This window comes from Parahaemophilus parainfluenzae (assembly GCF_001053575.1).
Taxonomy (GTDB): domain Bacteria; phylum Pseudomonadota; class Gammaproteobacteria; order Enterobacterales; family Pasteurellaceae; genus Haemophilus_D; species Haemophilus_D parainfluenzae_S.
The window spans coordinates 130,948-155,459 of record NZ_JVSL01000011.1 but is presented as its reverse complement, the minus strand read 5'-3'; the positions used below and the strand labels follow the sequence as shown (position 1 = coordinate 155,459).

Below are 24,512 nucleotides of genomic sequence, written 5' to 3'. Positions count from 1 at the left end.
GTGATTATTTTTGAAGGGAGAGTCAATCCATTGAATTATGAGTTTAAAATGCTTAAATAGAGCTGCTCATATTGAGTAGCTGCATTTTTCCAACTAAAGTCCTGTGCCATGGCATTATTACGAACCATCGCCCAAACACGTTGTTTTTGCCACAAGGCAAAGGCATGCTGGATAGCACTTCGTAAATCATCTGCTTCGGCTTTTTGGAATACAAAACCTGTTGCAGTACGCTCTTTAATGGTTTCACTTGTACTGTTCGTGACAGTATCAGCTAATCCTCCAGTTGCACGAACAAGCGGCAATGTGCCATATTGCAAGCCATACAATTGGGTTAATCCACAAGGTTCAAAACGGCTTGGTACTAAAATTACATCACCACCCGCAACCATTAAATGTGAGAGCGCTTCGTCATAACCAATTTTTACTGCAATATTTTCTGGGTAACGTTGTGCTAATTGGCAAATACCCTCTTCCAAATGTTTTGCACCTGAACCGAGAATGGTTAGTTGTCCACCTTGTTTAACAATTTCATCCGCTGTGGCAATCAGTAAATCTACGCCTTTTTGTTCGGTTAAGCGAGTCACCATCACAAATAAGAGTGCATCAGGTTGTTGTGGCAAATTGAAATAAGCTTGTAAATCCGCTTTATTTTTCTTCTTGCCTGCGATGGATTTCAATTTGTAATGATGCTGAATATACGCATCACAACTTGGATGCCAAATTTCTTGATCCACGCCATTTAAAATCCCCACCAACTTACCTGCTTCACGTAGGCCTGTTAATAAGCCTTGCAAGCCATAAGCAAAGTCTGGTGTAGTGATTTCTTTCGCATAAGTTGGACTCACTGCTGTCACCATATCAGAATAATAGAGACCTGCTTTCAAATATGAAATTTGGCCAAATAACTCTAAACCATCAACATGGAACATCCCTTCTGGCAATCCAATTTCATGTAAATGACGGTGGGCAAATTGTCCTTGATATGCCAGGTTATGAATCGTAAATACTGATTTTGCAGGACGACCTTTATTGAAGAGATAAGCGGCGGCTAAGCCCGCATGCCAATCATGGGCATGAACCACTTCAGCTCGCCACCAACTATCTAAGCCTGTCGCAAGCTCTGCCCCCACCCAACCTAATAACGCAAAACGCTTATAGTTATCGGCATAATCGTTGTAATCGGTATCATGATAAGGATTTCCTTCTCGCCAATAGAGATGTGGTGCATCAATCAGATAAATCCCCACGCCATTGTATTCGCCATAACGCAATACAACATGACCTGCAAAATTATCAAATTCTGTGACGACATGCGTATTCTCAATGCCTGCAGAAATTTTTGGATAAGCCGGCAATAAAATACGTGTATCGATACCAATTTCTTTTTGTGCAAAAGGTAATGCCCCTAAAACATCAGCGAGTCCGCCAGTTTTGAGTAAGGGATACAGCTCCGAGCAAACATGTAAAACTCTCATAATTTTCCTTTTATACTTAAAATTGTGCTGTCATTGATAACAGCACAATCTTTTTACTTCACTTAAAATACTGTCAAAATTGACCGCACTTTAATCCAAATGTTCTTCGTTAGTGACTTCTTCACCTTGCAATTTTTTCAACATTGTTGAGGTTACAAGTACGACTTTACCGGTAGAACTCACACGGAAGCGTTTACTGTCAAGGGCTTTATCCACACCGATTTCCATACCATCTGGAATAATACAATGGCGATCAATAATACAATCTTTTAATGTACAATTTTTACCAATTTGTACTTGCGGTAACACGACACAGTGATCCACAGAAGAGTCTTCATCAATTTTGACTCTATCAAACAACACTGAATTACTAATAGATGCATCTGTAATCACACAGCCACCACCGATAAGCGAGTTATCTACCGGTTTGACATTCGCTTTTTTATAGAAGAATTTAGATGGATAAGCCTGCACTGGATTACCACGAATTGGCCAGCTTTGATCATAAATATCTAATTGTGGATGCTCTGAAACTAAATCGATATTCGCTTGCCAGAAACTATCGAGTGTACCCACATCACGCCAGTAAATTTCACCTTCAGTGTTTCGGCCCATACAAGAACGGCTGAATGGATGCGCATAAAGCACGCCTTCTTCCAAGCATTTTGGCAAAACATCTTTACCAAAGTCATGAGATGTGCAAGGGGTATTCACTTCTCTATCAAGCATTTTATAGAGATACTCAGCATCAAACACGTAGATCCCCATAGAGGCTAGCGACGTATCTGGTTTACCCACCATGGCTGGTGGATCTTTTGGTTTCTCAACGAAGGCTTTCACTTTAAGATTTTCGTTTACCGCCATGACACCAAATTCACTCGCTTCAGAACGAGGTACCTCAATACAGCCTACTGTACATTTTGCTCCACTTCTCACGTGATCCATCAACATGACACTGTAATCTTGTTTATAAATATGGTCGCCGGCAAGAATCAAAATGTATTTTGGACGATAGTGATTACGGATAATCGCCATATTTTGATACACCGCATCCGCTGTACCACGGTACCACGTAGAATCATCAATTTGTTGACGGGCAGGTAACATATCAACGAATTCACCACGCTCTTGCGGTAAGAATGACCAACCTGTTTGTAAATGGCGTAATAAAGAGTGAGCGGCATACTGGGTTACAACACCGATGCGATTCAGGCCTGAGTTAATACAGTTGGAAAGCGCAAAATCAATAATGCGACGATTACCACCAAAATATAACGCAGGTTTAGCACGTTTATCGGTTAATTCATGTAAGCGAGAACCACGACCACCAGCCAAAATAAGCACTAAAGTATCTTTAACTAATTCATATTTATTAAGATCACTTTTCATAACAAACTCCATCGTTTTTATCATCCATATGTTCCAACACTTCAAATGCTATACCGCTCACATCACATTGTTGAATCACGCTATTTTCAGTTTCGGCAATCTTTTTCCATTTACCCTTTGGCAAATAAAAAGATTGCGGTTCAGTTTTTGCATTAATTAAGAAAAGATATTTGCCGTCTAACATAACTTGTAGGGCTTTGCTTTCCCGATTATGCCAATCGTCTAGGGTCATCGGGTTTCCCCCAGTATTCAACCACTCGACATTTTCATCCGACCACCAAGCCTCCTGTTGCAAACTTTGAATTTTTTTTCGTAATGCAATGGTTTCCTTAGTAAAGTCAAATAAGGTTTGGTTAAAATCATTCCACTTTAACCACGTCATTTCGTTATCTTGGCAATAGGCGTTATTATTGCCATATTGGGTGTTACCGAACTCATCCCCAGCAAGCAGCATGGGTACACCATTTGCCAGTAATAAAGAACCTAACAATCCTTTTTCTGATAAAACACGGTTATTTTCGACCGCACTTTGCCATTCATCAGCTAAATCCAGTTGAGAACCTTCAATTCCATGATTGTAGCTATAGTTTTCATTGCGTCCGTCACGGTTCTCTTCACCGTTAGCATCATTGTGTTTATGGTTATAGCTCACTAAATCTCGCAACGTAAAACCATCATGGGCTGTAATGAAATTCAAGCTGGCATGCGGTAATCGACCTTCGCGATTAAAGATATCGCTAGAGCCAGCAAAACGCTCTGCAAAGGCCCCCACTTCACCACTTTGCCATAACCAAAAACGACACATATCATCACGGAAACGATCATTCCATTGAGAGAAATAAGCGGGGAAATACCCGACTTGATAGCCGTAATGACCAATATCCCAAGGTTCAGCAATTAATTTAATTTGTTGTAGAACGTCATCCTGTTCCATTTCCGCAAATAATTTTGCATTTGGATTGAAATCAGGCGTTTCACGACCAAGTACTGTGGCTAAATCAAAACGGAAACCATCCACATGACATTCTGTTACCCAGTAACGTAAACAATCTAATACCCATTTGCGAGTGACGTCATTAGCAAGATTGAGCATATTGCCGCAACCCGTCCAGTTGAGGTAATCACCATGCTCGTTTTGCCAGTAATAGGTTTTATCATCAATACCACGCTGGCAAAATGTCGGAAATGATTTTTCGGATTCTGCCGTATGGTTAAACACCACATCTAAAATCACTTCGATACCCGCTTGATGCAGGGCTTTCACCATGCTCTTAAATTCGTTCAATGGTTGTTTTTGATCCGTCGCATAACTTGGTTCTAAAGCAAACATAGATAATGGGTTATAGCCCCAATAATTGCGTAATCCTTTTTCTTGTAAATGTGGTTCATCAATAAAGAAATTCACTGGGAGCAATTCAAGGCTGGTAATACCCAATGATTTAAAATACGCAATGTTTTCGGAGTGAGCCAACGCCGCATAAGTGCCCCGGATATTTTCTGGAATACGGGAATTTAATTGGCTAAATCCTTTAACATTTAATTCATATACAATGGTTTGAGCCCAAGGAATAGATGGCTTGCAATCCCCTGACCAATCAAAATGCTCATCCACAATGCGACCTTTAGGTGCAACGGCGGCATTATCTCGTTCATCATTTAACAAGAAAATGGAACGGGCTTCTGATGAACTTAAATCCGGTTTATGGCTTACTGCTTTCGCATAAGGATCAAGCATTAACTTTTGCGGATTGGCTAAAGTGCGGTCATTTTTGCCTGTGATTCTGAACGCATACTCATCATTTAACTCAACGCCTTCAATTGCCACATGCCAAATATCATTGGTTCTGCTCATGGCAAAACGGCTTTCTTTACCATCACGGAACAAGCAAAGTTCAATAGCATCCGCCGCACTAGAAAAAAGTGCAAAATTCGAAATTTTTAGGCTGTTTTCCCGCGTTTGAGAATATCCCATTGGGGAAGGTTTGCCATTGTTATAAATACTAAACATCGTGTTCTTCGCTATTGTTATGCTTTATATTTTAAATAGATCGTTGCGAGTGGCGGAATGGTCACGCTAATCGAATTTTCACGTCCGTGACTTGCGATCGCTTCGCTTTCTACCAAGCCGAAATTACCTACGTTTGAACCTTGATAATACATTGAGTCAGTATTCAAAATTTCTTCGTATTCACCCGCTACATTTACACCGATACGGTAGCCTTCGCGTGGCACCGGAGTAAAGTTACTGATCACGATAATGCGTTCACCATCACTGCTTTTACGTTCAAAAGCAAAGACTGAATTTTCCGCATCATCCACCACTAACCAATCAAAGCCTTCCGGTTCACCGTCTAATTCAAAGAGCGGTGCATTTTTTTGATAAATTCCATTCAAATCTTTGACTAATTGCAATACACCTTTATGCCATAGGCCACCATGGTTTTCGTCAAGTAAGAACCAATCCAAACTTTCTTCATAATTCCATTCGCGACCTTGAGCAAATTCATTGCCCATGAATAATAATTTCTTACCTGGATAGCCCCACATATAACCGTAGTAAGCACGCAAGTTAGCGAATTTTTGCCATGCATCGCCCGGCATTTTGCCAAGTAACGAACATTTGCCATGTACAACTTCATCGTGAGAAAGTGGCAATACAAAGTTTTCGCTGTATTGATAAATCATCCCGAAAGTCATTTTGTCATGATGATAACGACGATAAACTGGATCGAGTTTCATATAACTTAGGGTGTCATTCATCCAGCCCATGTTCCATTTAAAATTAAATCCAAGACCACCATTTTCTGTCGGATGGGTTACGCCACCAAAAGAAGTGGATTCTTCGGCAATGGAAATCGCGCCAGACATCTCAGAATGGATTTTCCAGTTGGTGTGTTTTAAGAATTCAATGGCTTCTAAATTTTCACGACCGCCATATTGATTCGGAATCCATTCGCCTTCAGCACGGCTGTAATCGCGGTAAATCATTGATGCGACCGCATCTACACGGATGCCATCTACACCAAATCGTTCAAGCCAATACAGTGCATTACTGGATAAGAAGTTTCTCACTTCATTACGACCATAGTTATAAATTAAGGTATTCCAGTCTTGATGATAGCCTTCACGTGGGTCAGCATGTTCATATAAGGCTGTACCATCAAATGCCACTAAACCGTGTGTATCACTAGGGAAATGGCCCGGTACCCAGTCTAAAATCACATTAATGCCTGCTTTGTGCGCTTTTTCGACTAAGCGTTTAAAGCCTTCTGGTGTACCAAAACGGCTGGTTGGTGAATACAGCCCTATCGGTTGGTAACCCCAAGAGCCATCGAATGGAAATTCGGAGAGCGGTAAAAACTCGATATGGGTAAAGCCCATATGTTTTACATAAGGAATAAGCTCATCGGCAATTTGGTCGTAATCTAGCCAGAAATTATTTTCTAAATTACGGCGCCATGATCCCAAATGCACTTCGTAAATCGAAATAGGTTGATTACGTTGGTTCGCTTTACGACGTTGCTCCGTCATTTCGACTACATCCGGCAACATGCTGATTTCGGATGCTGTATCTGGACGTAATTCAGAGCTAAATGCATAAGGGTCAGCTTTTAAACGAAGGTTGCCGTTGCAATCAATCAATTCAAATTTATAGCGTTGCCCCAAACTGGCTTTTGGTAAGAATAACTCCCACACACCACTTGCCGGATGGAAACGCATTGGATGACGACGACCATCCCAATAGTTAAAATCACCTACCAACGAAACGCGCTTAGCATTTGGCGCCCATACCCGGAAATTTACGCCCGGTACACTGTCACATTCAGTAAAATGTGCACCTAATACTTCATAAGGACGCAATAACGAACCTTCCGCCAATAGCCATTGATCCAAGTCATTAATCATCGGATGGAAACGGTACGGATCTTCAATAATTTGGGCTTCTACGCCCCAATACACTTTTAATTGGTAGGTAAAGAAATGGTGAATCTCTGGCACAATAGCACCAAAAAATCCGCGGTCATCCAGTTTCTCTAGCGCGACAACGATGGATTGACTTTCTTTATCAATCACTTCGACTTTATCTGCATCGGGTAATAAAGCACGAATCTCAATACCATTGTGAGTTTCATGCATGCCTAATACAGCAAAAGGATCGGCATGTTTGCCATCAAAAAATGAATTAATTACTGATTGAGCGACTAATTTCGTCATGACATACTCCTTTATGCTTTGCAAGCTTGATTATTTACAACCGATTGTATTTTCTCGTTTGTTGAGCGGCAAAAAGCATTAAACGATGATAGATAAAAGGCAAAGCAGGCAATGAATGAAAGTGCGGTTGAATATGGAATGGTTTTTTCAAGCTGAATTTGGTTTTGCTCGTCGAGCAATTGATAACGCAAAGAAGCATCAGGAGGAGAAGAAAACGCGATTAAATCATCATGAATAGGTTCATTTTCAAAGGCACATATGACATTTTGGAACGGCTGATTTTGTCCAATATTCGGCGGAAATTGCAACTGCTCGATAAAATAATCAATACTGGTTGGCGATGCATCAATCAAATGCCCATCAATATCATAATGGGAAAACGAAATGCCAAGTTTTTCAGCAGATTGTTTAAGTGATAAGGACATTTGCATACAACGAATGATACATCTATATAATACTTAATAAGTATTATAAGTAAGCACAATTGAAATACAATTGCCAATCTTGCAAATTGTGACCTAAATCAAAAAACAAAGTTTAAAGAGAATAAAAAAACAACGAAATTTAAATTATTCAGTTTCAATGACAAATTCAAACCAATCAATGACATCTTCTTCATGCACGCCATCTTGAATTAAAATGCCTGCTTTTTTCAGTGAATCAGGATCGCCACTGACTAATGGATGCCATTCGGGCAAAGCTTTACCCTCATACAATAAACGATATGCACAGGTATTCGGCAACCAACCAAAATCAGGCAAGTTCTTTTTGGTTAATTTGGTGCAATCACTTTCGATTTTAAAACGTTCAGGATAATTACGACACTTTCCTGTTTCTACATCTAATAGATTGCAGGCAATGCGCGTGTAATACAGTTTTTCACGCTTACCCCGCCCTTGAATGTATTTTCGATAACAGCATTTTCCGCAGCCATCACATAAGGCTTCCCATTCGGATTCCGTCATTTCAAGGAGCGATTTTTTTTGCCAAAAATGAGATTCAAATTGCATAGTGAAACCAATAAAAAAGTGCGGTCAAAATTTACGTGATTTTTGACCGCACTTTGTTGTTTAGAATTAGAAGCCTTCTTTTAAGCTTACGGTTAAGTTAAACACTAAGTGCTCTGGGCGGCTATCTTTGTTATCCGCACAGAAATAACCTTCGCGTTCAAATTGGTAACCTTTTTCTGGTTCTGCATTTGCGAGGCTTTGTTCTACAAAACCGTGTTTCACCACTAAAGAAGTTGGATTTAATACGCTTTCGATTTCTTCTGCTGCACCAGGGTTTGGTACGGTGAAAAGACATTCGTATAAACGGAACTCTGCTGGGTGATTATATACTGCAGATACCCAGTGAATTACCCCTTTCACTTTACGACCATCCGCTGGATTTTTACCTAAAGTTTCAGGATCATAAGTACAGAAGATCGTGGTGATTTCACCATTTGCATCTTTTTCGACACGCTCCGCTTTAATCACGTAAGCATTACGTAAACGCACTTCTTTACCTAATACTAAACGTTTATATTGCTTGTTCGCTTCTTCACGAAAGTCTGCACGATCAATATAAAGCTCTTTCGTAAACGGTAATTGACGTTCACCTAATTCAGGACGATTCGGGTGATTTGGCGCCGTTAACGTTTCTTCGCCTTCAAAGTTTTCAATCACTACGCGAACAGGATCAATCACCGCCATTGCGCGTGGTGCGTTTTCATTTAAATCTTCACGAATACATGCTTCAAGTGCAGAATACTCTACGACGTTATCTTGTTTAGTCACACCAATACGACGGCAGAACTCACGTAATGAAGCCGGTGTATAACCGCGACGACGTAAACCTGAAATGGTTGGCATACGCGGATCGTTCCAACCATCCACAATGCCATCATTCACTAATTTCAATAATTTACGTTTAGACGTTAATGTGCCTTCTAAATTTAAACGAGAGAATTCATATTGATGCGGCAATGGACGTTCAATACTAATATTTTCTAACACCCAGTCGTATAAACGACGGTTGTCTTGGAATTCTAATGTACATAAAGAGTGTGTAATACGCTCAATTGCATCAGAGATACAATGAGTGAAGTCGTACATTGGGTAAATGCACCATTTGTCACCGGTTTGGTGATGGCTCGCAAATTTAATACGATAAAGCACAGGATCACGCATGACCATAAATGGTGAAGCCATGTCGATTTTCGCACGAAGACTTAATGTACCTTCCGCAAACTCACCATTTTTCATTCTTTCAAATAACGCTAAGTTTTCTTCGACACTACGATCACGATATGGACTGTTTTTACCTGGCTCAGTTAATGTACCGCGATACTCACGCATTTGGTCTGGTGAAAGTTCATCTACATAGGCTAAACCTTTCTCGATTAACTCAATCGCATAGCCATAAAGTGCATCGAAGTAATCAGACGCATAACGCGGTTCGCCTTCCCATTTAAAACCTAACCATTCCACATCGGCTTTAATGGAATCCACATATTCCACGTCTTCTTTCACCGGATTGGTATCGTCAAAACGTAGGTTACATAAACCGTTATATTCTTTTGCTAACCCAAAGTTTAAGCAAATCGATTTTGCGTGGCCAATATGCAAATAGCCATTTGGCTCAGGCGGGAAACGAGTATGAACACTTTTGTGTTTACCCGAAGCTAAATCTTCATCAATAATTTGAGTAATGAAATTGTGTGTGCGGGTATTTTCCGCATTTTCTAGAGTGTGTTCTGTATTGCTCATAAATTTCTCAATAAATTGAAAATAATTTCTCCATTCTATACGAAAAGTCTGGCGTTGTGAATTTGATCCCAAAACTAACCGCACTTTCATTAAATTAATACTGAATTTTTGAGGATTTTTAGGTCTAACTTGAAGATTTTTCGTGCAAACTGAAAAGTTTGCCTTTAGAATACACCTTCACTGAACAAACGTTCATTTTTTATTTGGGATGACAAAGTCTTTATGAAAAAACGCTTTTTTATTTTACTTGGATTACTCATTGCTGCTGGCGCAGCTTATTATTTTTTCTCAAGCAATAGCAAGCAAGAAACCACCTATCTGACGGAATCCGTTACACGTGGCAATGTGGAAAAAACAGTTGTTGCCTCTGGTTCGGTTGAAAGCGTAAATGAAGTTGATGTTGGTGCCCAAGCTTCGGGTAAAATTACCAAACTCTATGTCAAATTAGGACAAGAAATCAAAAAAGGCGAAATGATCGCAGATATTGATTCTACAACCCAAATTAATACCTTAAATACCAAAAAGGCGGCATTGGTTAGCTATCAAGCGCAATTAAAAGCGAAGCGAACCGCTTATGATGTAGCCCTTTCAAGCTATAACCGCTTATCAAAACTTTATACACAAAAAGCGACATCTTTAGATAGTCTGAATACAGCTAAAAGCACCCTTGATAATGCGAAAGCGGAAATGGAAGCCATTGAAGCCAATATCAAACAAGCTGAAATTGAAGTGAATACCGCAGAAACCAATGTGGGTTATACAAAAATTACCGCACCAATGGATGGTACCGTCATTTCTGTGCCCGTTTCTGAAGGTCAAACTGTTAATGCCAACCAAACGACGCCAACAATTGTGACCATTGCCGATTTAAGCAAAATGAAAATTAAACCTGAAATTTCAGAAGGCGACATTACCAAAGTTAAAGCAGGCCAAGAAGTCAGCTTTACTATTTTATCTGATAGCCAAACCGTGTATCACTCTGTCATTGATTCTGTTGATCCTGCCAATACCACGACAAGTGATAGCTCTTCAACATCATCTTCGACAAGTTCAAGTAGCAGCTCCACAACCAGTGCGATTTACTATTATGCCAATGTACTGATTGATAATCCTGATCGAACTTTACGCATCGGAATGACGACAGAAAACAACATCAAAATTGCCAATGCCAAAGACGTGTTATTGGTTTCCAATATGGCTATTCAAAAACGTGATGGCAAAAGCTTTGTCAATGTATTGAATGACAAAAATCAGCCTGAACAGCGTGAAGTTGAAACCGGTGTACAAAATGATTTCCAAAGTGAAATCAAATCCGGCTTAAACGAAGGTGAAAAAGTTATCGTGTCACAAGTCGCGAATGGTGAAAAAGTTGGCTCTATGCCTCGTGGTCCAAGAATGTTCTAAAAGTGCGGTAGAAATTAATGAATATTATTGAAATTAAGGATCTCAACCGTTACTTCGGTGAAGGTGAAAATCGCGTTCATATTTTGAAGAATGTCTCTTTAAATATTGAAAAAGGCGATTTTGTAGCGATTATTGGGCAGTCAGGTTCCGGCAAATCGACCTTGATGAATATCATCGGATGCTTGGATACAGCAACCAGTGGTTCTTACAAAATCAATGGCAAAGAAACTATTGAATTAAGCAAAGATCAGCTGTCAGATTTACGTAGCCAAAAATTCGGCTTTATTTTCCAACGCTATAACTTATTGTCGAGTTTAACTGCCGCTGAAAACGTCGCCTTGCCTGCTATTTATGCAGGAATGTCGCAAGAAAAACGTCTTTCTCGTGCAAAACAACTTTTAGAAAAATTAGGTTTAGGTGATAAATGGCAAAATAAACCAAGCCAGCTTTCCGGTGGTCAGCAACAACGTGTGAGTATTGCACGTGCATTGATGAATGGTGGCGAAATTATTTTAGCCGATGAACCCACTGGCGCATTGGATTCGCAAAGTGGTCAAAATGTAATGGAAATTCTGCGTCAATTACACGCAGAGGGACACACCATTATTATGGTAACCCACGACCGAGAAATTGCGGCCAGTGCGAATCGTGTGATTGAAATTAAAGACGGTGAAATCATTGGCGATACGCAAAAAGAAACAGTAAAAAGTGCGGTCGAAAATCCAACCAAATCTAAACCGCACTTTGGGTTTAGCAAAGATCAATTTGTAGAAGCCTTTCGTATGTCTGTGAGTGCTATTATTGCCCACAAAATGCGTTCTCTTTTAACCATGCTCGGGATTATCATCGGGATTACGTCTGTGGTTTCTGTCGTGGCATTGGGAAATGGTTCACAGCAAAAAATCTTAGAAAATATTCGAGGAATTGGGACGAGCACCATAACGATTTTTAATGGTACAGGCTTTGGTGATCGTCGTGCTGAACAAATGCAGAATCTCACAATTAATGATGCAACTGCCTTAAATCAACAAAGTTATGTACAAAGTGTCACGCCGAATAGCTCATCAAGTGGCACATTAATTTATGGCAACCAAACTTTCTCCTCGACCAGTTTAAAAGGTGTAGGAGAACAATATTTTGATGTAGATGGCTTAAAACTAAAATCCGGTAATTTATTTTCGGCTCAAGATGTCGCTGATAACAACCAAGTAGCCTTAATCGATGAAAGTGCGAAAAAGTCGATTTTCCCAGATGAAAATCCCATCGGCAAAATTGTGATGTTTAATAAACGTCCATTACGTATTATTGGCGTAGTATCTGATAAACAAATGGGCGGGGCAAGTAGTTCACTTAATCTCTATGCGCCTTACACTACTGTGATGAATCGTATTTCGGGCAGCAAAAAAATTGGCTCGATTACCGTTAAAGTAGATGATTCCGTGAATACTACAGTCGCTGAAAAAGGGATTACTGAATTGCTTACCATGCGTCATGGTAAAAAAGATTTCTTCATCATGAATAGCGATACCATCAAACAAACTATTGAAAGCACAACGGGCACGATGAAATTGCTCATTTCCTCTATCGCCTTTATTTCATTAATCGTTGGTGGGATTGGTGTGATGAATATTATGTTGGTTTCCGTGACAGAGCGAACCAAAGAAATTGGTGTGCGAATGGCTATTGGGGCAAGACAATTCAATATTCTGCAACAATTTTTGATTGAAGCAGTGCTAATTTGTTTAATTGGCGGCGTGACGGGTATTCTGCTTTCGGGTTTAATCGGTCTACTATTTAACGTATTTATGACTGACTTTACGATGGCATTCTCTACCGGCTCAATTGTTGCAGCGGTGGTCTTCTCTACCCTTATTGGTGTGATCTTCGGCTATATGCCGGCAAAACGTGCAGCACAATTAGATCCAATTACAGCTCTTGCTCGAGAATAAAGAAATTTTGTAAAACACAAAAGAGCGGTTAAAATTCTTACTAATTTTTGACCGCACTTTAATTAAAAAGAAAGGAAAAAATCCATGTTAAAAATGAAAAAATTAACCTTAGCAATCGCGATGGCAACGGCTCTAGCAGGTTGTGCTAACATCGGCGATTCTTATAAAGCGAGCCAGCAGGATTACCAAAATTATGCGGAAATCACCAAACAATTTAATGTAAAAGAAAACTGGTGGGCGCTTTACAATGATTCACAATTAAATCGTGTGGTAGAACAAGCATTAGTCAACAACAAAGATTTAGCCAAAGCGTCTGTTGCCGTAAACCGTGCTCTATATAATGCAAACCTTGCAGGCGCAAATTTAATTCCGGCATTTAGTGGTTCAACCCAATCTTCCGCAAGTAAAAATATGAAAACCGGTGGCAGCTCAGCAGTAAGCCATCAAGGTGCATTAAATGTGAGTTATACGTTAGATCTATGGCAACGTTTAGCGGATACCGCTGATGCGGCAGAATGGTCACACAAAGCTACTGCTGAAGATTTAGAAGCAACCAAACTTTCACTCATCAACTCTGTTGTAACAACCTATTATCAAATTGCTTATTTAAATGATGCTATCAGCACAACCGAAGAAACCATCAAATACTACAACGACATTAGCAGCATCATGCAACGCCGTTTATCACAAGGTGTTGCGGACAGCGCAAGTGTAGATCAAGCACAACAAGCGGTATTGAACGCACGTAACAACTTGATCAACTATCAAACACAACGTAAAACAGCAGAACAAACTTTACGTAACTTACTGAACTTAAAACCGGAAGAAGCATTAAATATCAACTTCCCACACATTCTTAATGTAAAAAATGTAGGCGTAAATTTAAATGTACCTGTTTCTGTGATTGCAAACCGTCCTGATGTAAAAGGCTATCAATATCGCTTAAGTAGTGCATTCAAAAATGCAAAAGCAACTGAAAAAAGCTGGTTCCCTGAAGTCACTTTAGGCGGAAGCTTAACATCAAGTGGTACTAAAGTCGGTAATGCATTGCACAATCCAGTTGGTACAGGTTTAATCGGCATTAGCCTACCATTCCTCAACTGGAATACCGTAAAATGGAACGTGAAAATCTCTGAAGCAGATTATGAAACCGCACGTTTAAACTATGAGCAAAGCATTACTAAAGCCTTGAACGATGTAGATACCAACTACTTCGCCTACACACAAGCACAAAGTGCCTTTGCTAACTTGCAAAAAACACACAGCTATAACCAACGTATCACCAAATACTATCGTGATCGTTACAATGCTGGTGTATCTGAATTACGTGAATGGCTCGCTGCGGCAAACACAGAGAAAAGCTCTCAACTTTCTATCTTGAATGCAAAATACAACATCATTCAGGCAGAAAATGCCGTATATAGTTCAATGGCAGGTTATTACTCCCGTTAAAATCATGATTAAGGAAGTTTCGGCTTCCTTAATCTTTTTTATGGACATGAAAAATGAAAAAACAGCTGACTTTTTATTTTATTCGACATGGTAAAACCGTTTGGAATACAGAAGGTTTAATGCAAGGTCATGGCGATTCCCCTTTGACTGAAGAAGGCGTTAATGGCGCGAAAAAAACAGGTGTGGCACTTAATCATATTCCTTTTGTCGCGGCCTACTCTAGCGTATTAAAACGTACCATCGCGACAGCCTCTCATATTATTGGTGAACGAGATATCCCCCTTTTCCATCACCAAGGTTTAAATGAACAGTATTTTGGTTCTTGGGAAGGCAAAGTTGTTGATACGTTAAGAGAACACCCAGAGTTCAAACAACTCATTAAAGATCCTGCCAATTACAAAGCTCAAGTAAATGGCGGAGAAACGTTCGAACAATTGGGCGAGCGAGCCATGAAAGCATTGCACGACATTATTAAGATCCACAATCAAGGCAATATTCTCATTGTGTCGCATGGCCATACTCTACGTTTATTGCTTGCCTTATTAAACGGTGCTACGTGGCAAAATCACCGCGATGAAGATAAATCAGTATCTCTCATTAACACCTCAATTAGTGTTGTGCATTATGACGATGAGAACGGTTTTTGCGTTGAGAAAATAAATGATGCGGATCATTTAAAATAAGCAAATTTACCTAAAAAAATAACCGCACTTTGGATGACCTAAAGTGCGGTTAATTTTTATGATGTTTTTGTGATTATTTCACTTCGCGGAATAAAATCTCGCTTGGAATCACAGATCCTTGCCAGTAAAGCTCAGTTGATACTTTCTCCGCTAAATCTAAGAAAGATTTCGCAATTTCACTGTCTGGCGCTGCAACTACGGTTGGTTTACCCGCATCCAAATCTTGACGAACTTGGATATTCAACGGTAACTGACCTAATACTTTCACATTGTATTTTTGTGCCATTTTTTCTGCACCACCAGTACCGAAAATTGCTTCGTGATGGCCACAATTGCTACAAATATGCATAGACATATTTTCCACAATACCTAACACAGGCACAGATACACGTTCAAACATCGACACGCCTTTCACCGCATCTAATAACGCAATATCTTGTGGCGTGGTAACCACTACAGCTCCTGTTACCGGAATTTGTTGTGAAAGGGTTAATTGGATATCACCTGTACCCGGAGGCATATCGATCACTAAGTAATCCAAGCTATCCCATAAGGTTTCATTTAAAAGCTGGCTTAATGCACTACTTGCCATAGGACCACGCCAAATGGTTGCATTATCTTCATCCATTAAGAAACCGATCGAGTTGGCAGATAAACCATACGCTTTAATTGGGGTGATATGTTGGTTATCTGGTGAAGTTGGGCGTTGATGCGGCGCACCTAACATATGCGGAATAGATGGGCCGTAAATATCTGCATCTAAGATCCCCACACGAGCACCTTGAGCTTGTAAAGCAAGCGCAAGATTCACTGAAACGGATGATTTCCCTACCCCGCCTTTACCTGAAGTCACCGCAATGATGTTCTTTACACCTTTTACAGCGGGTTGATTATTTGCACGTTTTAACGTTGCGATTTGATAATTCACCACCCATTTGATTTCTTTGCTATCTGTTGCTTTTAATAAAGCATCAGAAAGCTGCTGTTTCACTTGCTCCACGCCAGTGTTCCATGCAAAAGGCAATTGTAATTCAATACGTAATACGTCACCGCCTTTTTCAACTTTCTTCAAAGTCTTTAATTCGATTAAGTCTTTTTGTAAGGTTGGGTGTTGAAATTGTTGGAAAAGTTGCAGAACCTGAGATTGTTGTTCTGCCGTTAAATTTTCAGAAAAAGCAGTTGCCATAATATTCCTTTAATAGTAGTAGGTAGTAGAGTAAATTTGTCAGGGATATTCTACCCCTTTTACACCTCAAATGTTAAGCTAAAAGTATAACTAAACTAGAAAAAATCACACCAATCGGGTAACATACTCACAATTTTTGCAAAAAGAATAAGAGAAAAATAATGACAACTCAACCTCGTAAAATTTTAGTCACTTGTGCATTACCTTATGCAAATGGTGCCATTCATTTAGGCCATATGTTAGAACACATTCAAGCGGATATTTGGGTGCGTTTCCAACGTATGCGTGGCAACAAAATTCATTTTGTCTGTGCTGATGACGCACACGGCACACCAATCATGCTTAATGCTGATAAATTAGGCATTACACCAGAAGAATTAATCGCAAAAGCAAAAGCTGATCACGTACGTGATTTTGCAGGCTTTAATATCAGCTTTGATAACTATCACTCTACTCACAGTGCAGAAAATAAACAAATCACCGCTGATATTTACAATAAATTAAAAGCTAAAGGCTTCATTAAAACGAAAGTGATTTCTCAGTTATTCGATCCTGAAAAGAATATGTTCTTACCGGATCGTTTCGTTAAAGGGACTTGTCCAAAATGTAAAGCTGAAGATCAATATGGTGATAACTGCGAAGTTTGTGCTTCGACTTATAGCCCTATGGATTTAATTAATCCGCGTTCTGCTGTATCAGGTGCAACACCAATCATTAAAGAATCTGAACACTTCTTCTTTGACTTACCTGCTTTTGAAGGGATGTTAAAAGAATGGACTCGCTCTGGCTCACTTCAACCGGAAATTGCAAACAAAATGCAAGAATGGTTTGAAAGTGGTTTGCAACAATGGGATATCTCTCGTGATGCCCCTTATTTTGGTTTTGAAATTCCAGGTGCAAAAGATAAATTCTTCTATGTTTGGCTAGATGCCCCAATCGGCTACATGGCTTCATTCAAAAATCTCTGCGATCGTGAAGGAATTGATTTTAATGAATTCTGGGGCGAAAACAGCGATGCAGAACTTTATCACTTTATTGGTAAAGATATCGTGTATTTCCACAGTCTATTCTGGCCAGCGATGTTAGAAGGGAGCGAATTCCGCAAACCAACCAATGTGTTTGCTCACGGTTATGTCACCGTAGATGGCGCAAAAATGTCAAAATCACGCGGTACATTTATCCAAGCCAGCACCTATTTAAATCACATTGATCCAGAATGTTTGCGTTACTACTACGCAGCAAAATTAAACGATCGTATCGAAGATCTCGATTTCAATTTGGAAGATTTCGTTCAACGTGTCAATACAGATATCGTTAATAAATTAGTCAATTTAGCTTCTCGTAATGCGGGCTTTATCACAAAACGTTTTGAAGGCAAATTAGCAGATAAATTAGAAGATGAAGCGCTTTTCAATGAATTCACTGCACAAGCTGAACAAATTGCTGCTTATTATGAAAGCCGTGAATACAACAAAGCGATTCGTGAAATCATGGCATTAACTGATAAAGCCAATAAGTATATTGATGAAAAAGCGCCTTGGGTAATTGCAAAAGAAGAAGGCAAAGAGGCTGAATTACAAGCAGTTTGCTCAATGGGTATCGAGCTTTTCCGTGTATTGATGTCTTACTTAAAACCGGTTCTTCCAAAACTGGCGGAACGTGCAGAAGCGTTCTTACAAACAGAACTAACTTGGAATAATATTGCACACCCTTTATTAGGTCATCAACTTACTCCATTTAAAGCCCTTTTCTCGCGCTTAGAGAAAAAACAAATTGATGCTGTTGTAGAAGAAACTAAAGCACTTTTCGCTGAAGCAAACAAAGCGACAGAAAAAACAGCGGCAAAAGCGACCGCACTTTCAAATGTTGAACCAATTGCTGACACCATTACCATTGACGATTTTGCTAAAATCGATATGCGTGTGGCAAAAGTACTGAAATGCGAAGCAGTACCAGAATCAAACAAACTCTTACGTTTTGAATTAGATTTAGGTGACCATACTCGCCAAGTGTTCTCTGGCATTAAAGCGGCTTACAACAAACCTGAAGAATTAGAAGGTCGTTTTGTTATTGTGGTAGCAAACCTGGCTCCTCGCAAAATGAAATTCGGTGTGTCAGAAGGAATGATTCTTTCTGCTGGTACTGGCGGAAGTGATTTATTCTTACTTTCAGCTGATAGCGGTGTCACTGCAGGTATGCAAGTAAAATAATTTAATATTTAGGCGACTTCGGTCGCCTTTTTTATTGCCAAATAGAATCAAATACCCTACCATATCAATCAGATATTTATCACGCAAATTAAAAGGAATTCATTATGACAAACGAACTTATCTGCTATAAACAAATGCCGGTTTGGACAAAAGATAAATTACCTAAAATGTTCCAAGAAAAACACAATACAAAAGTGGGAACTTGGGGCAAGCTTACGGTATTAAAAGGTAAACTTAAGTTTTATGAGCTAACTGAAAATGGCGATGTCATTGCTGAACATATTTTCACCCCAGAAAGTGATATTCCATTTGTTAAGCCACAAGCCTGGCACCGAGTTGAAGCCCTTTCTGATGATTTAGAATGTACGCTTGGTTTCTATTGCACAAAAGAAGATTACTTCAGCAAAAAATATAATATGACTGCAACGCATGGTGATGTGGTTGATGCCGCTAAAATTATTAAACCTTGTAAAGTGTTAGATTTAGGCTGCGGACAAGGTCGTAACTCCCTTTATTTAAGTTTAAAAGGTTATGATGTGACTTCTTGGGATCACAACGAAAACAGCATTGCCTTCTTAAACGAAACCAAAGATAAAGAAAACTTGAATATCAAGACTGCAGTTTATGATATTAATACCGCCAATATTCAAGAAAACTACGACTTTATTGTATCAACCGTGGTATTTATGTTCTTAAATCGTGAGCGAATTCCTGCCATTATTAAGAATATGCAAGAACACACCAACCCTGGTGGTTACAACTTAATTGTAGCAGCGATGTCTACACCTGAGGTACCTTGTCCATTAGCGTTCTCATTTACGTTCTCTGAAGGTGAATTAAAAGAATACTACAAAGATTGGGAATTCTTAGAATACAACGAAAATATGGGCGAATTACATAAAACCGATGAAAACGGCAATCGGATCAAATTAAAATTTGCGACAATGTTAGCAAGAAAAAAATAATTCGCTAATTTAGAAAAAAAATGACCGCGCTTTGTTAGATAAAGTGCGGTCATTTTTTATGGTATTTTAATTACTCTTCAATAGAACGTAATAATTCGTTGATACCTACTTTACCTAAAGTTTTTGCATCAACTTTTTTCACGATCACTGCACAGTATAAGCTGTATTTACCACATTTTGATGGAAGGCTACCTGAAACCACTACAGAACCAGCAGGAACGCGACCGTAGAACACTTCACCAGTTTCACGATCATAGATTTTAGTTGATTGACCGATGAATACGCCCATAGAGATCACACAACCATCTTCAACAATCACGCCTTCAACCACTTCAGAACGCGCACCGATAAAACAATTATCACCGATAATGGTTGGGTTTGCTTGTAATGGCTCTAATACACCACCAATACCTACGCCACCAGATAAGTGAACGTTTTTACCAATTTGCGCACATGAACCAACGGTTGCCCATGTATCAACCATGGTACCTTCACCCACATATGCACCAATATTTACATAAGATGGCATTAATACACAGTTTTTAGAAATGTATGCCCCTTTACGTACTGTTGCAGAAGGTACGACACGGAAACCTTCTTGAGCAAAACGCTCTTCTGTATAGTCAGCAAACTTTAATGCTACTTTGTCATAGTATTTGGTTTCTGCGCCATCAATGATTTGGTTATCATTGATACGGAAAGATAATAATACTGCTTTTTTCAACCATTGGTGAGTCACCCATTCACCATCAATTTTTTCTGCAACACGGTATTTACCGCTATCTAGTCCTTCGATTACTTCTTCGATTGCTGCACGAGTTTGTGCATCAACTGTTTTAGGCGTGATTTCTGCACGTTTTTCAAATGCAGCTTCAATAATTTGTTGTAAATTTGACATTTTGCTTCCTATTGTTGATGTGAAATAACGGTTGATAGTTTTATCATATTTTTGACATTCAAGCAAAAAACAACCGCACTTTCTTTTGATTTAAAACATAAAAAAAGCGAACCTAATTATGGCTCGCTTTTTTCTATTTTTTCGTTTAAGTTAGTTGATAACAGAAACATTTAATGATGAACCGCCAACGATTCTTACGCGACGACCTGCTTTAAAGCTAGGATCCGCTTTTTGAACCACAACGATCTCTTCTCTATTATCTTTTCTGATAACAAGCTCTGCACCATTAACTTGGCTCATTTTCTCTTCAATTTTGCTACCTGCAATGGCACCACCAATCGCACCAATAACACTTGCAATGGCTTGACCAGTACCACCACCGATCGTACTACCTGCGATACCACCTAAAGCACCACCACCAACTGAACCAATGACACCATTGTTATCAGCTTGGATTTTAACAGGACGAACAGATACGATTGTACCATAACTAATTGAACGAGCTTCTTTTGCTTGATCTGCAGAGTATACATCACCACTAAAAACATCGGTGTTTGCACAACCCGTTAAACCAACAGACATCATAAGTGCTAATGCTACTGTTACTTTTTTCATAAAACTAACCTTCTAAAAATGAATTAGATTGGGTTTCTTGGAGACCAAGTAGAAACGTTTTTCACGCCTTGACCGTTGTCAGATACTTTCACACAAGCACCAGTTACTAAAGTTGAATCGTATTTGTGAACGATAACTTCTGTTTCACCTTCTTGTTTGTATGAGCAGTCATTTTTACGAACGGTTAATTTTACATCATCACCTTGTAATTCGGTGAAGATAACTTGACCTTTATAAGCGCTTTCATCTTTTTGTGATTGAGATGAACAAGCTGATAAACCTAAACTTAATAAGACAGTTAATGCTAAGGTAATTTTTTTCATTACACTAAACCTCGAGTATTTTCTTTATTGTATAAGGATGAACCTTTATGCAAACGTGATTTTCTGTTTTATCAACAAAACTCACTGCAATGGATGGATTGGGCAATTGCTCCCCTTCCACCTTAGGTTCGCTCACCTTCATGGTTAATTGAGTTAGTTCCTTCCATAAAAATGTATTGCAAATTCGATTAACCCAATCCTCAACAGATTCATGAGATAAAAACGGCATTACAATTTCAATATGTTCCCAAGTTTCTTGGGGATATTGTTTATTTTTAGGAAACGGTAATTCAATAACATCGACAGGCTGACCAATGAAATCAACTGGCTCATCTAATTCAATCAAATAGATAGGACGCCCATTGACGATATTATCGCTTAAAATTCTACCGCACTTTAATAACTCTGTCAGCCAATTTTTTGCTTTTTCTTCAGTATTTGCTCTTAAAGCTAAATGATCAATTTGATAATCCGCTAAATTCACTTTCATGACGGCAGCTAATTGCTGAATTTTTTCTTGAAATAGAGGCAACTCTTGATAAAGTGCGGTCGATTTTTCCATTAAATTTGACATTTTCTCTTGCTCTTACTTTGAGAAATCTATAAACAACGGTATCATAGCCGATTATTTTCATTATTCAATTTCAAGATTAGGAAAAACCGTGAATATTCAATCTATTTTATCCGATAAAATTAAACAAGCGATGATTGCTGCTGGCGTAGATGAACAATGCGATGCGCTTATTCGCCAATCAGGTAAACCACAATTTGGCGACTACCAAGCAAACGGCATCATGGCTGCTGCTAAAAAACTAGGTTTAAATCCACGTGAATTTGCACAAAAAGTATTAGATCATGCTGATCTTTCTGATGTCGCAGAAAAAACTGAAATTGCTGGTCCAGGTTTTATTAATATTTTCTTAAATCCAACTTGGTTAGCGAATAACGTTTCTGCCGCATTAAAAGATCAAAATCTTGGTGTCAGCGCAAATGAAAAACAAACCATCGTGATTGATTATTCTTCACCAAACGTTGCGAAAGAAATGCACGTAGGTCACTTACGTTCTACCATTATCGGTGATGCTGTTGTTCGTACCCTTGAATTTTTAGGTCACAACGTTATTCGTGCAAACCACGTAGGTGACTGGGGGACACAATTTGGTATGCTCATTGCTTATCTTGAAAAAATGGAAAATGAACATGCAAGCGAAATGGAACTTCAAGATCTTGAAGCATTCTATCGCGAAGCGAAAAAACATTATGATGAAGATGAAGCTTTCGCTGAAAAAGCCCGTAACTATGTAGTGAAATTGCAAGGTGGAGATGAATATTGCCGCACAATGTGGAAAAAATTAGTCGATATCACTATGCAACAAAACCAACGTAACTACGATCGTTTGAATGTCACATTGACTGAAAAAGATGTGATGGGTGAAAGCCTTTATAACCCGATGTTACCTGCTATCGTTGAAGATCTGAAAAAACAAGGTTTAGCGGTTGAAGATGAAGGTGCATTGGTTGTTTATCTTGATGAATTCAAAAACAAAGAAGGCGAACCAATGGGGGTAATCGTTCAGAAGAAAGATGGTGGTTTCCTTTATACTACTACTGACATCGCTGCAGCGAAATATCGCTATGAAACCTTAAAAGCAGATCGTGCATTAGTGTTCTCTGATACTCGTCAAAGCCAACACATGCAACAAGCTTGGTTAATTACACGTAAAGCAGGTTATGTGCCAGATAGTTTCTCACTTGAACATAAAAACTTCGGTATGATGTTGGGTAAAGACGGTAAACCATTCAAAACTCGTACTGGCGGCACCGTAAAATTAGCAGATTTATTAGACGAAGCGATTGAGCGAGCCACTGTATTAATCAACGAGAAAAATACCAACTTATCTGATGAAGAAAAAACTGCGGTTATTGAAGCGGTGGGTATTGGCTCGGTGAAATATGCGGATCTTTCCAAAAACCGCACAACTGACTATGTGTTCGATTGGGATAATATGCTCAGTTTTGAAGGTAATACCGCGCCTTATATGCAATATGCTTATACACGTATTCGTTCAATCTTCAATAAAGCAGATGTGGATCCAACCGCTCTTGCAGAAGCGAAAATTCAACTTTCAGATGAAAAAGAACGTGCATTAGCGATCAAATTGCTTCAATTTGAAGAAGCGGTTCAAACGGTGGGCAAAGAAGGGACACCGCATGTGCTCTGTGCTTATTTATATGAGTTGGCGGGTGTATTCTCTTCATTCTATGAACACTGCCCAATCTTAAATGCAGAAGATGAAAACGTAAAATTAAGCCGTTTAAAACTTGCTTCTCTTACAGAGAAAACCTTGAAACAAGGTTTAGCGTTATTAGGCATTAAGACAATCGAAAAAATGTAAAAAAAGTGCGGTCAATTTCGACCGCACTTTTTCTTTATACATCCACTAAAATGAGTATCGTCGCTTCTCCGCCCCATTCTTTTGGTGCTTGGTGTAATGCTCGGACTTTAGGATGCTGAACTAACCAACGTGGAATTTGTTTTTTCAACGTAAAGGTTCCATAGCCGGTCATGATGCTCGCGCAATAAACATGCTCATCTTCACAAGCTAATAACAGTGCTGCCAATTCCATTTTGGCTTGCTCACGGGTTAAACCATGCAAATCCAAAAATAATTCGGGTGAAAAATCGCCACGACGAAGTTGCTTCAATAAATGGCTATCTTCCCCTTCGCGTAAATATTTGATGACACCATCGTGTTCATTTAGCAAGGGTTCATATTCATCGGAAAAATAGAAAAGTGTATCTTCTTTTTCTCGAATATCACGTAAATGGGATTTTTTTTGACCGCTCTTTTGACGAGGTGCCACAAAGGTATCTTGCTTGATGGGTTTAATCCCTTTTGTTTCCGCCCGAAAAAGATCGAAATCATCTGGTTCTGTCATTATTTTTCTCAATTTGTTATTTTGCTTAATGATAGCACATCTATTCTATGGTATAACT

At 39.2% G+C, this 24,512-nt stretch carries 20 protein-coding genes; 7 read left to right on the top strand and 13 right to left on the bottom strand.

Annotation, left to right across the window (positions count from 1 at the left end):
- Window positions 1–35 precede the first annotated feature (35 nt).
- The 7 genes from glgA to glnS all read right to left on the bottom strand — a co-directional run bounded on the left by glgA (window position 36) and on the right by glnS (window position 9,829).
- Entirely contained in the window at window positions 36–1,475 is a 1,440-nt protein-coding gene (glgA, locus tag AC979_RS01375) for a glycogen synthase GlgA (protein ID WP_049372557.1), read from the bottom strand.
- Window positions 1,476–1,565: 90 nt separating this feature from the next.
- Window positions 1,566–2,864, bottom strand: coding sequence for a glucose-1-phosphate adenylyltransferase (glgC, locus tag AC979_RS01370; RefSeq protein WP_005699011.1), 1,299 nt, complete (start codon window positions 2,862–2,864; stop codon window positions 1,566–1,568).
- Window positions 2,854–4,872 (bottom strand): glycogen debranching protein GlgX, encoded by a 2,019-nt coding sequence (gene glgX, locus AC979_RS01365; protein WP_049372556.1) that lies wholly within the window; start codon window positions 4,870–4,872, stop codon window positions 2,854–2,856. Before glgX ends, glgC begins: the two co-directional genes overlap by 11 nt.
- Window positions 4,873–4,889: 17 nt before the next feature.
- A complete protein-coding gene (gene glgB / locus AC979_RS01360) occupies window positions 4,890–7,079 on the bottom strand; it encodes a 1,4-alpha-glucan branching protein GlgB (RefSeq protein WP_049372555.1) in 2,190 nt (729 codons plus the stop codon).
- A gap of 11 nt (window positions 7,080–7,090) precedes the next feature.
- On the bottom strand, window positions 7,091–7,510 hold the full coding sequence (locus AC979_RS01355; RefSeq protein WP_144049846.1) for a 4-alpha-glucanotransferase: 420 nt from the start codon (window positions 7,508–7,510) through the stop codon (window positions 7,091–7,093).
- Window positions 7,511–7,648: 138 nt separating this feature from the next.
- Window positions 7,649–8,089 carry a YcgN family cysteine cluster protein gene (locus AC979_RS01350; protein ID WP_049372554.1) on the bottom strand — a complete coding sequence of 147 codons (441 nt, stop codon included), beginning with the start codon at window positions 8,087–8,089 and terminating at the stop codon, window positions 7,649–7,651.
- A gap of 66 nt (window positions 8,090–8,155) precedes the next feature.
- On the bottom strand, window positions 8,156–9,829 hold the full coding sequence (glnS, locus tag AC979_RS01345; protein ID WP_049372553.1) for a glutamine--tRNA ligase: 1,674 nt from the start codon (window positions 9,827–9,829) through the stop codon (window positions 8,156–8,158).
- 222 nt (window positions 9,830–10,051) lie between these two features.
- Here glnS and AC979_RS01340 point away from each other — a divergent pair, with 222 nt between their 5' ends.
- The 4 genes from AC979_RS01340 (at window position 10,052) to AC979_RS01325 (ending at window position 15,317) form a co-directional block, all read left to right on the top strand.
- On the top strand, window positions 10,052–11,233 hold the full coding sequence (locus AC979_RS01340; protein ID WP_049372552.1) for an efflux RND transporter periplasmic adaptor subunit: 1,182 nt from the start codon (window positions 10,052–10,054) through the stop codon (window positions 11,231–11,233).
- Between the two features lie 17 nt (window positions 11,234–11,250).
- Window positions 11,251–13,182: a MacB family efflux pump subunit gene (locus AC979_RS01335; protein WP_049372551.1), complete on the top strand. Its 1,932-nt coding sequence runs from the start codon at window positions 11,251–11,253 to the stop codon at window positions 13,180–13,182.
- Window positions 13,183–13,266: 84 nt separating this feature from the next.
- Window positions 13,267–14,634 carry a toxin/drug exporter TdeA gene (gene tdeA, locus AC979_RS01330; protein ID WP_049372550.1) on the top strand — a complete coding sequence of 456 codons (1,368 nt, stop codon included), beginning with the start codon at window positions 13,267–13,269 and terminating at the stop codon, window positions 14,632–14,634.
- Window positions 14,635–14,687: 53 nt separating this feature from the next.
- Window positions 14,688–15,317: a histidine phosphatase family protein gene (locus AC979_RS01325; protein ID WP_049372549.1), complete on the top strand. Its 630-nt coding sequence runs from the start codon at window positions 14,688–14,690 to the stop codon at window positions 15,315–15,317.
- A gap of 73 nt (window positions 15,318–15,390) precedes the next feature.
- Here the strand turns inward: AC979_RS01325 and apbC are convergent, their stop codons facing one another.
- Window positions 15,391–16,503, bottom strand: coding sequence for an iron-sulfur cluster carrier protein ApbC (gene apbC, locus AC979_RS01320; protein WP_049372548.1), 1,113 nt, complete (start codon window positions 16,501–16,503; stop codon window positions 15,391–15,393).
- A 161-nt stretch (window positions 16,504–16,664) separates the two neighbouring features.
- Here apbC and metG point away from each other — a divergent pair, with 161 nt between their 5' ends.
- Both metG and tehB read left to right on the top strand, forming a co-directional pair.
- Complete coding sequence (gene metG, locus AC979_RS01315) at window positions 16,665–18,713, top strand: methionine--tRNA ligase (protein WP_049372547.1); 2,049 nt, start codon at window positions 16,665–16,667, stop codon at window positions 18,711–18,713.
- A gap of 104 nt (window positions 18,714–18,817) precedes the next feature.
- A complete protein-coding gene (tehB, locus tag AC979_RS01310; protein WP_049372546.1) occupies window positions 18,818–19,678 on the top strand; it encodes an SAM-dependent methyltransferase TehB in 861 nt (286 codons plus the stop codon).
- 70 nt (window positions 19,679–19,748) lie between these two features.
- Here the strand turns inward: tehB and dapD are convergent, their stop codons facing one another.
- From dapD to AC979_RS01290, 4 genes are all read right to left on the bottom strand, one after another.
- Window positions 19,749–20,576 (bottom strand): 2,3,4,5-tetrahydropyridine-2,6-dicarboxylate N-succinyltransferase, encoded by an 828-nt coding sequence (gene dapD, locus AC979_RS01305; RefSeq protein WP_014065291.1) that lies wholly within the window; start codon window positions 20,574–20,576, stop codon window positions 19,749–19,751.
- A 150-nt stretch (window positions 20,577–20,726) separates the two neighbouring features.
- Complete coding sequence (locus tag AC979_RS01300) at window positions 20,727–21,191, bottom strand: glycine zipper 2TM domain-containing protein (protein WP_049369068.1); 465 nt, start codon at window positions 21,189–21,191, stop codon at window positions 20,727–20,729.
- A 23-nt stretch (window positions 21,192–21,214) separates the two neighbouring features.
- The gene (locus AC979_RS01295) at window positions 21,215–21,514 is read right to left on the bottom strand and encodes a hypothetical protein (RefSeq protein ID WP_049365853.1); all 300 of its coding nucleotides are present in this window, start codon (window positions 21,512–21,514) and stop codon (window positions 21,215–21,217) included.
- 4 nt (window positions 21,515–21,518) lie between these two features.
- Entirely contained in the window at window positions 21,519–22,088 is a 570-nt protein-coding gene (locus AC979_RS01290; protein ID WP_049366949.1) for a VOC family protein, read from the bottom strand.
- 88 nt (window positions 22,089–22,176) lie between these two features.
- Here AC979_RS01290 and argS point away from each other — a divergent pair, with 88 nt between their 5' ends.
- Window positions 22,177–23,910 (top strand): arginine--tRNA ligase, encoded by a 1,734-nt coding sequence (gene argS, locus AC979_RS01285; protein WP_049372545.1) that lies wholly within the window; start codon window positions 22,177–22,179, stop codon window positions 23,908–23,910.
- 34 nt (window positions 23,911–23,944) lie between these two features.
- Here the strand turns inward: argS and smrB are convergent, their stop codons facing one another.
- Complete coding sequence (gene smrB / locus AC979_RS01280; protein WP_049372544.1) at window positions 23,945–24,454, bottom strand: endonuclease SmrB; 510 nt, start codon at window positions 24,452–24,454, stop codon at window positions 23,945–23,947.
- Window positions 24,455–24,512 lie beyond the last annotated feature (58 nt).

Excerpts from the sequence above, each read along its gene's own strand:
- glgA (WP_049372557.1), bottom strand. The coding sequence starts at position 1,475 with ATGAGAGTTTTACATGTTTGCTCGGAGCTGTATCCCTTACTCAAAACT.
- glgC (WP_005699011.1), bottom strand. The coding sequence starts at position 2,864 with ATGAAAAGTGATCTTAATAAATATGAATTAGTTAAAGATACTTTAGTG.
- glgX (WP_049372556.1), bottom strand. The coding sequence starts at position 4,872 with ATGTTTAGTATTTATAACAATGGCAAACCTTCCCCAATGGGATATTCT.
- glgB (WP_049372555.1), bottom strand. The coding sequence starts at position 7,079 with ATGACGAAATTAGTCGCTCAATCAGTAATTAATTCATTTTTTGATGGC.
- AC979_RS01355 (WP_144049846.1), bottom strand. The coding sequence starts at position 7,510 with ATGCAAATGTCCTTATCACTTAAACAATCTGCTGAAAAACTTGGCATT.
- AC979_RS01350 (WP_049372554.1), bottom strand. The coding sequence starts at position 8,089 with ATGCAATTTGAATCTCATTTTTGGCAAAAAAAATCGCTCCTTGAAATG.
- glnS (WP_049372553.1), bottom strand. The coding sequence starts at position 9,829 with ATGAGCAATACAGAACACACTCTAGAAAATGCGGAAAATACCCGCACA.
- AC979_RS01340 (WP_049372552.1), top strand. The coding sequence starts at position 10,052 with ATGAAAAAACGCTTTTTTATTTTACTTGGATTACTCATTGCTGCTGGC.
- AC979_RS01335 (WP_049372551.1), top strand. The coding sequence starts at position 11,251 with ATGAATATTATTGAAATTAAGGATCTCAACCGTTACTTCGGTGAAGGT.
- tdeA (WP_049372550.1), top strand. The coding sequence starts at position 13,267 with ATGTTAAAAATGAAAAAATTAACCTTAGCAATCGCGATGGCAACGGCT.
- AC979_RS01325 (WP_049372549.1), top strand. The coding sequence starts at position 14,688 with ATGAAAAAACAGCTGACTTTTTATTTTATTCGACATGGTAAAACCGTT.
- apbC (WP_049372548.1), bottom strand. The coding sequence starts at position 16,503 with ATGGCAACTGCTTTTTCTGAAAATTTAACGGCAGAACAACAATCTCAG.
- metG (WP_049372547.1), top strand. The coding sequence starts at position 16,665 with ATGACAACTCAACCTCGTAAAATTTTAGTCACTTGTGCATTACCTTAT.
- tehB (WP_049372546.1), top strand. The coding sequence starts at position 18,818 with ATGACAAACGAACTTATCTGCTATAAACAAATGCCGGTTTGGACAAAA.
- dapD (WP_014065291.1), bottom strand. The coding sequence starts at position 20,576 with ATGTCAAATTTACAACAAATTATTGAAGCTGCATTTGAAAAACGTGCA.
- AC979_RS01300 (WP_049369068.1), bottom strand. The coding sequence starts at position 21,191 with ATGAAAAAAGTAACAGTAGCATTAGCACTTATGATGTCTGTTGGTTTA.
- AC979_RS01295 (WP_049365853.1), bottom strand. The coding sequence starts at position 21,514 with ATGAAAAAAATTACCTTAGCATTAACTGTCTTATTAAGTTTAGGTTTA.
- AC979_RS01290 (WP_049366949.1), bottom strand. The coding sequence starts at position 22,088 with ATGTCAAATTTAATGGAAAAATCGACCGCACTTTATCAAGAGTTGCCT.
- smrB (WP_049372544.1), bottom strand. The coding sequence starts at position 24,454 with ATGACAGAACCAGATGATTTCGATCTTTTTCGGGCGGAAACAAAAGGG.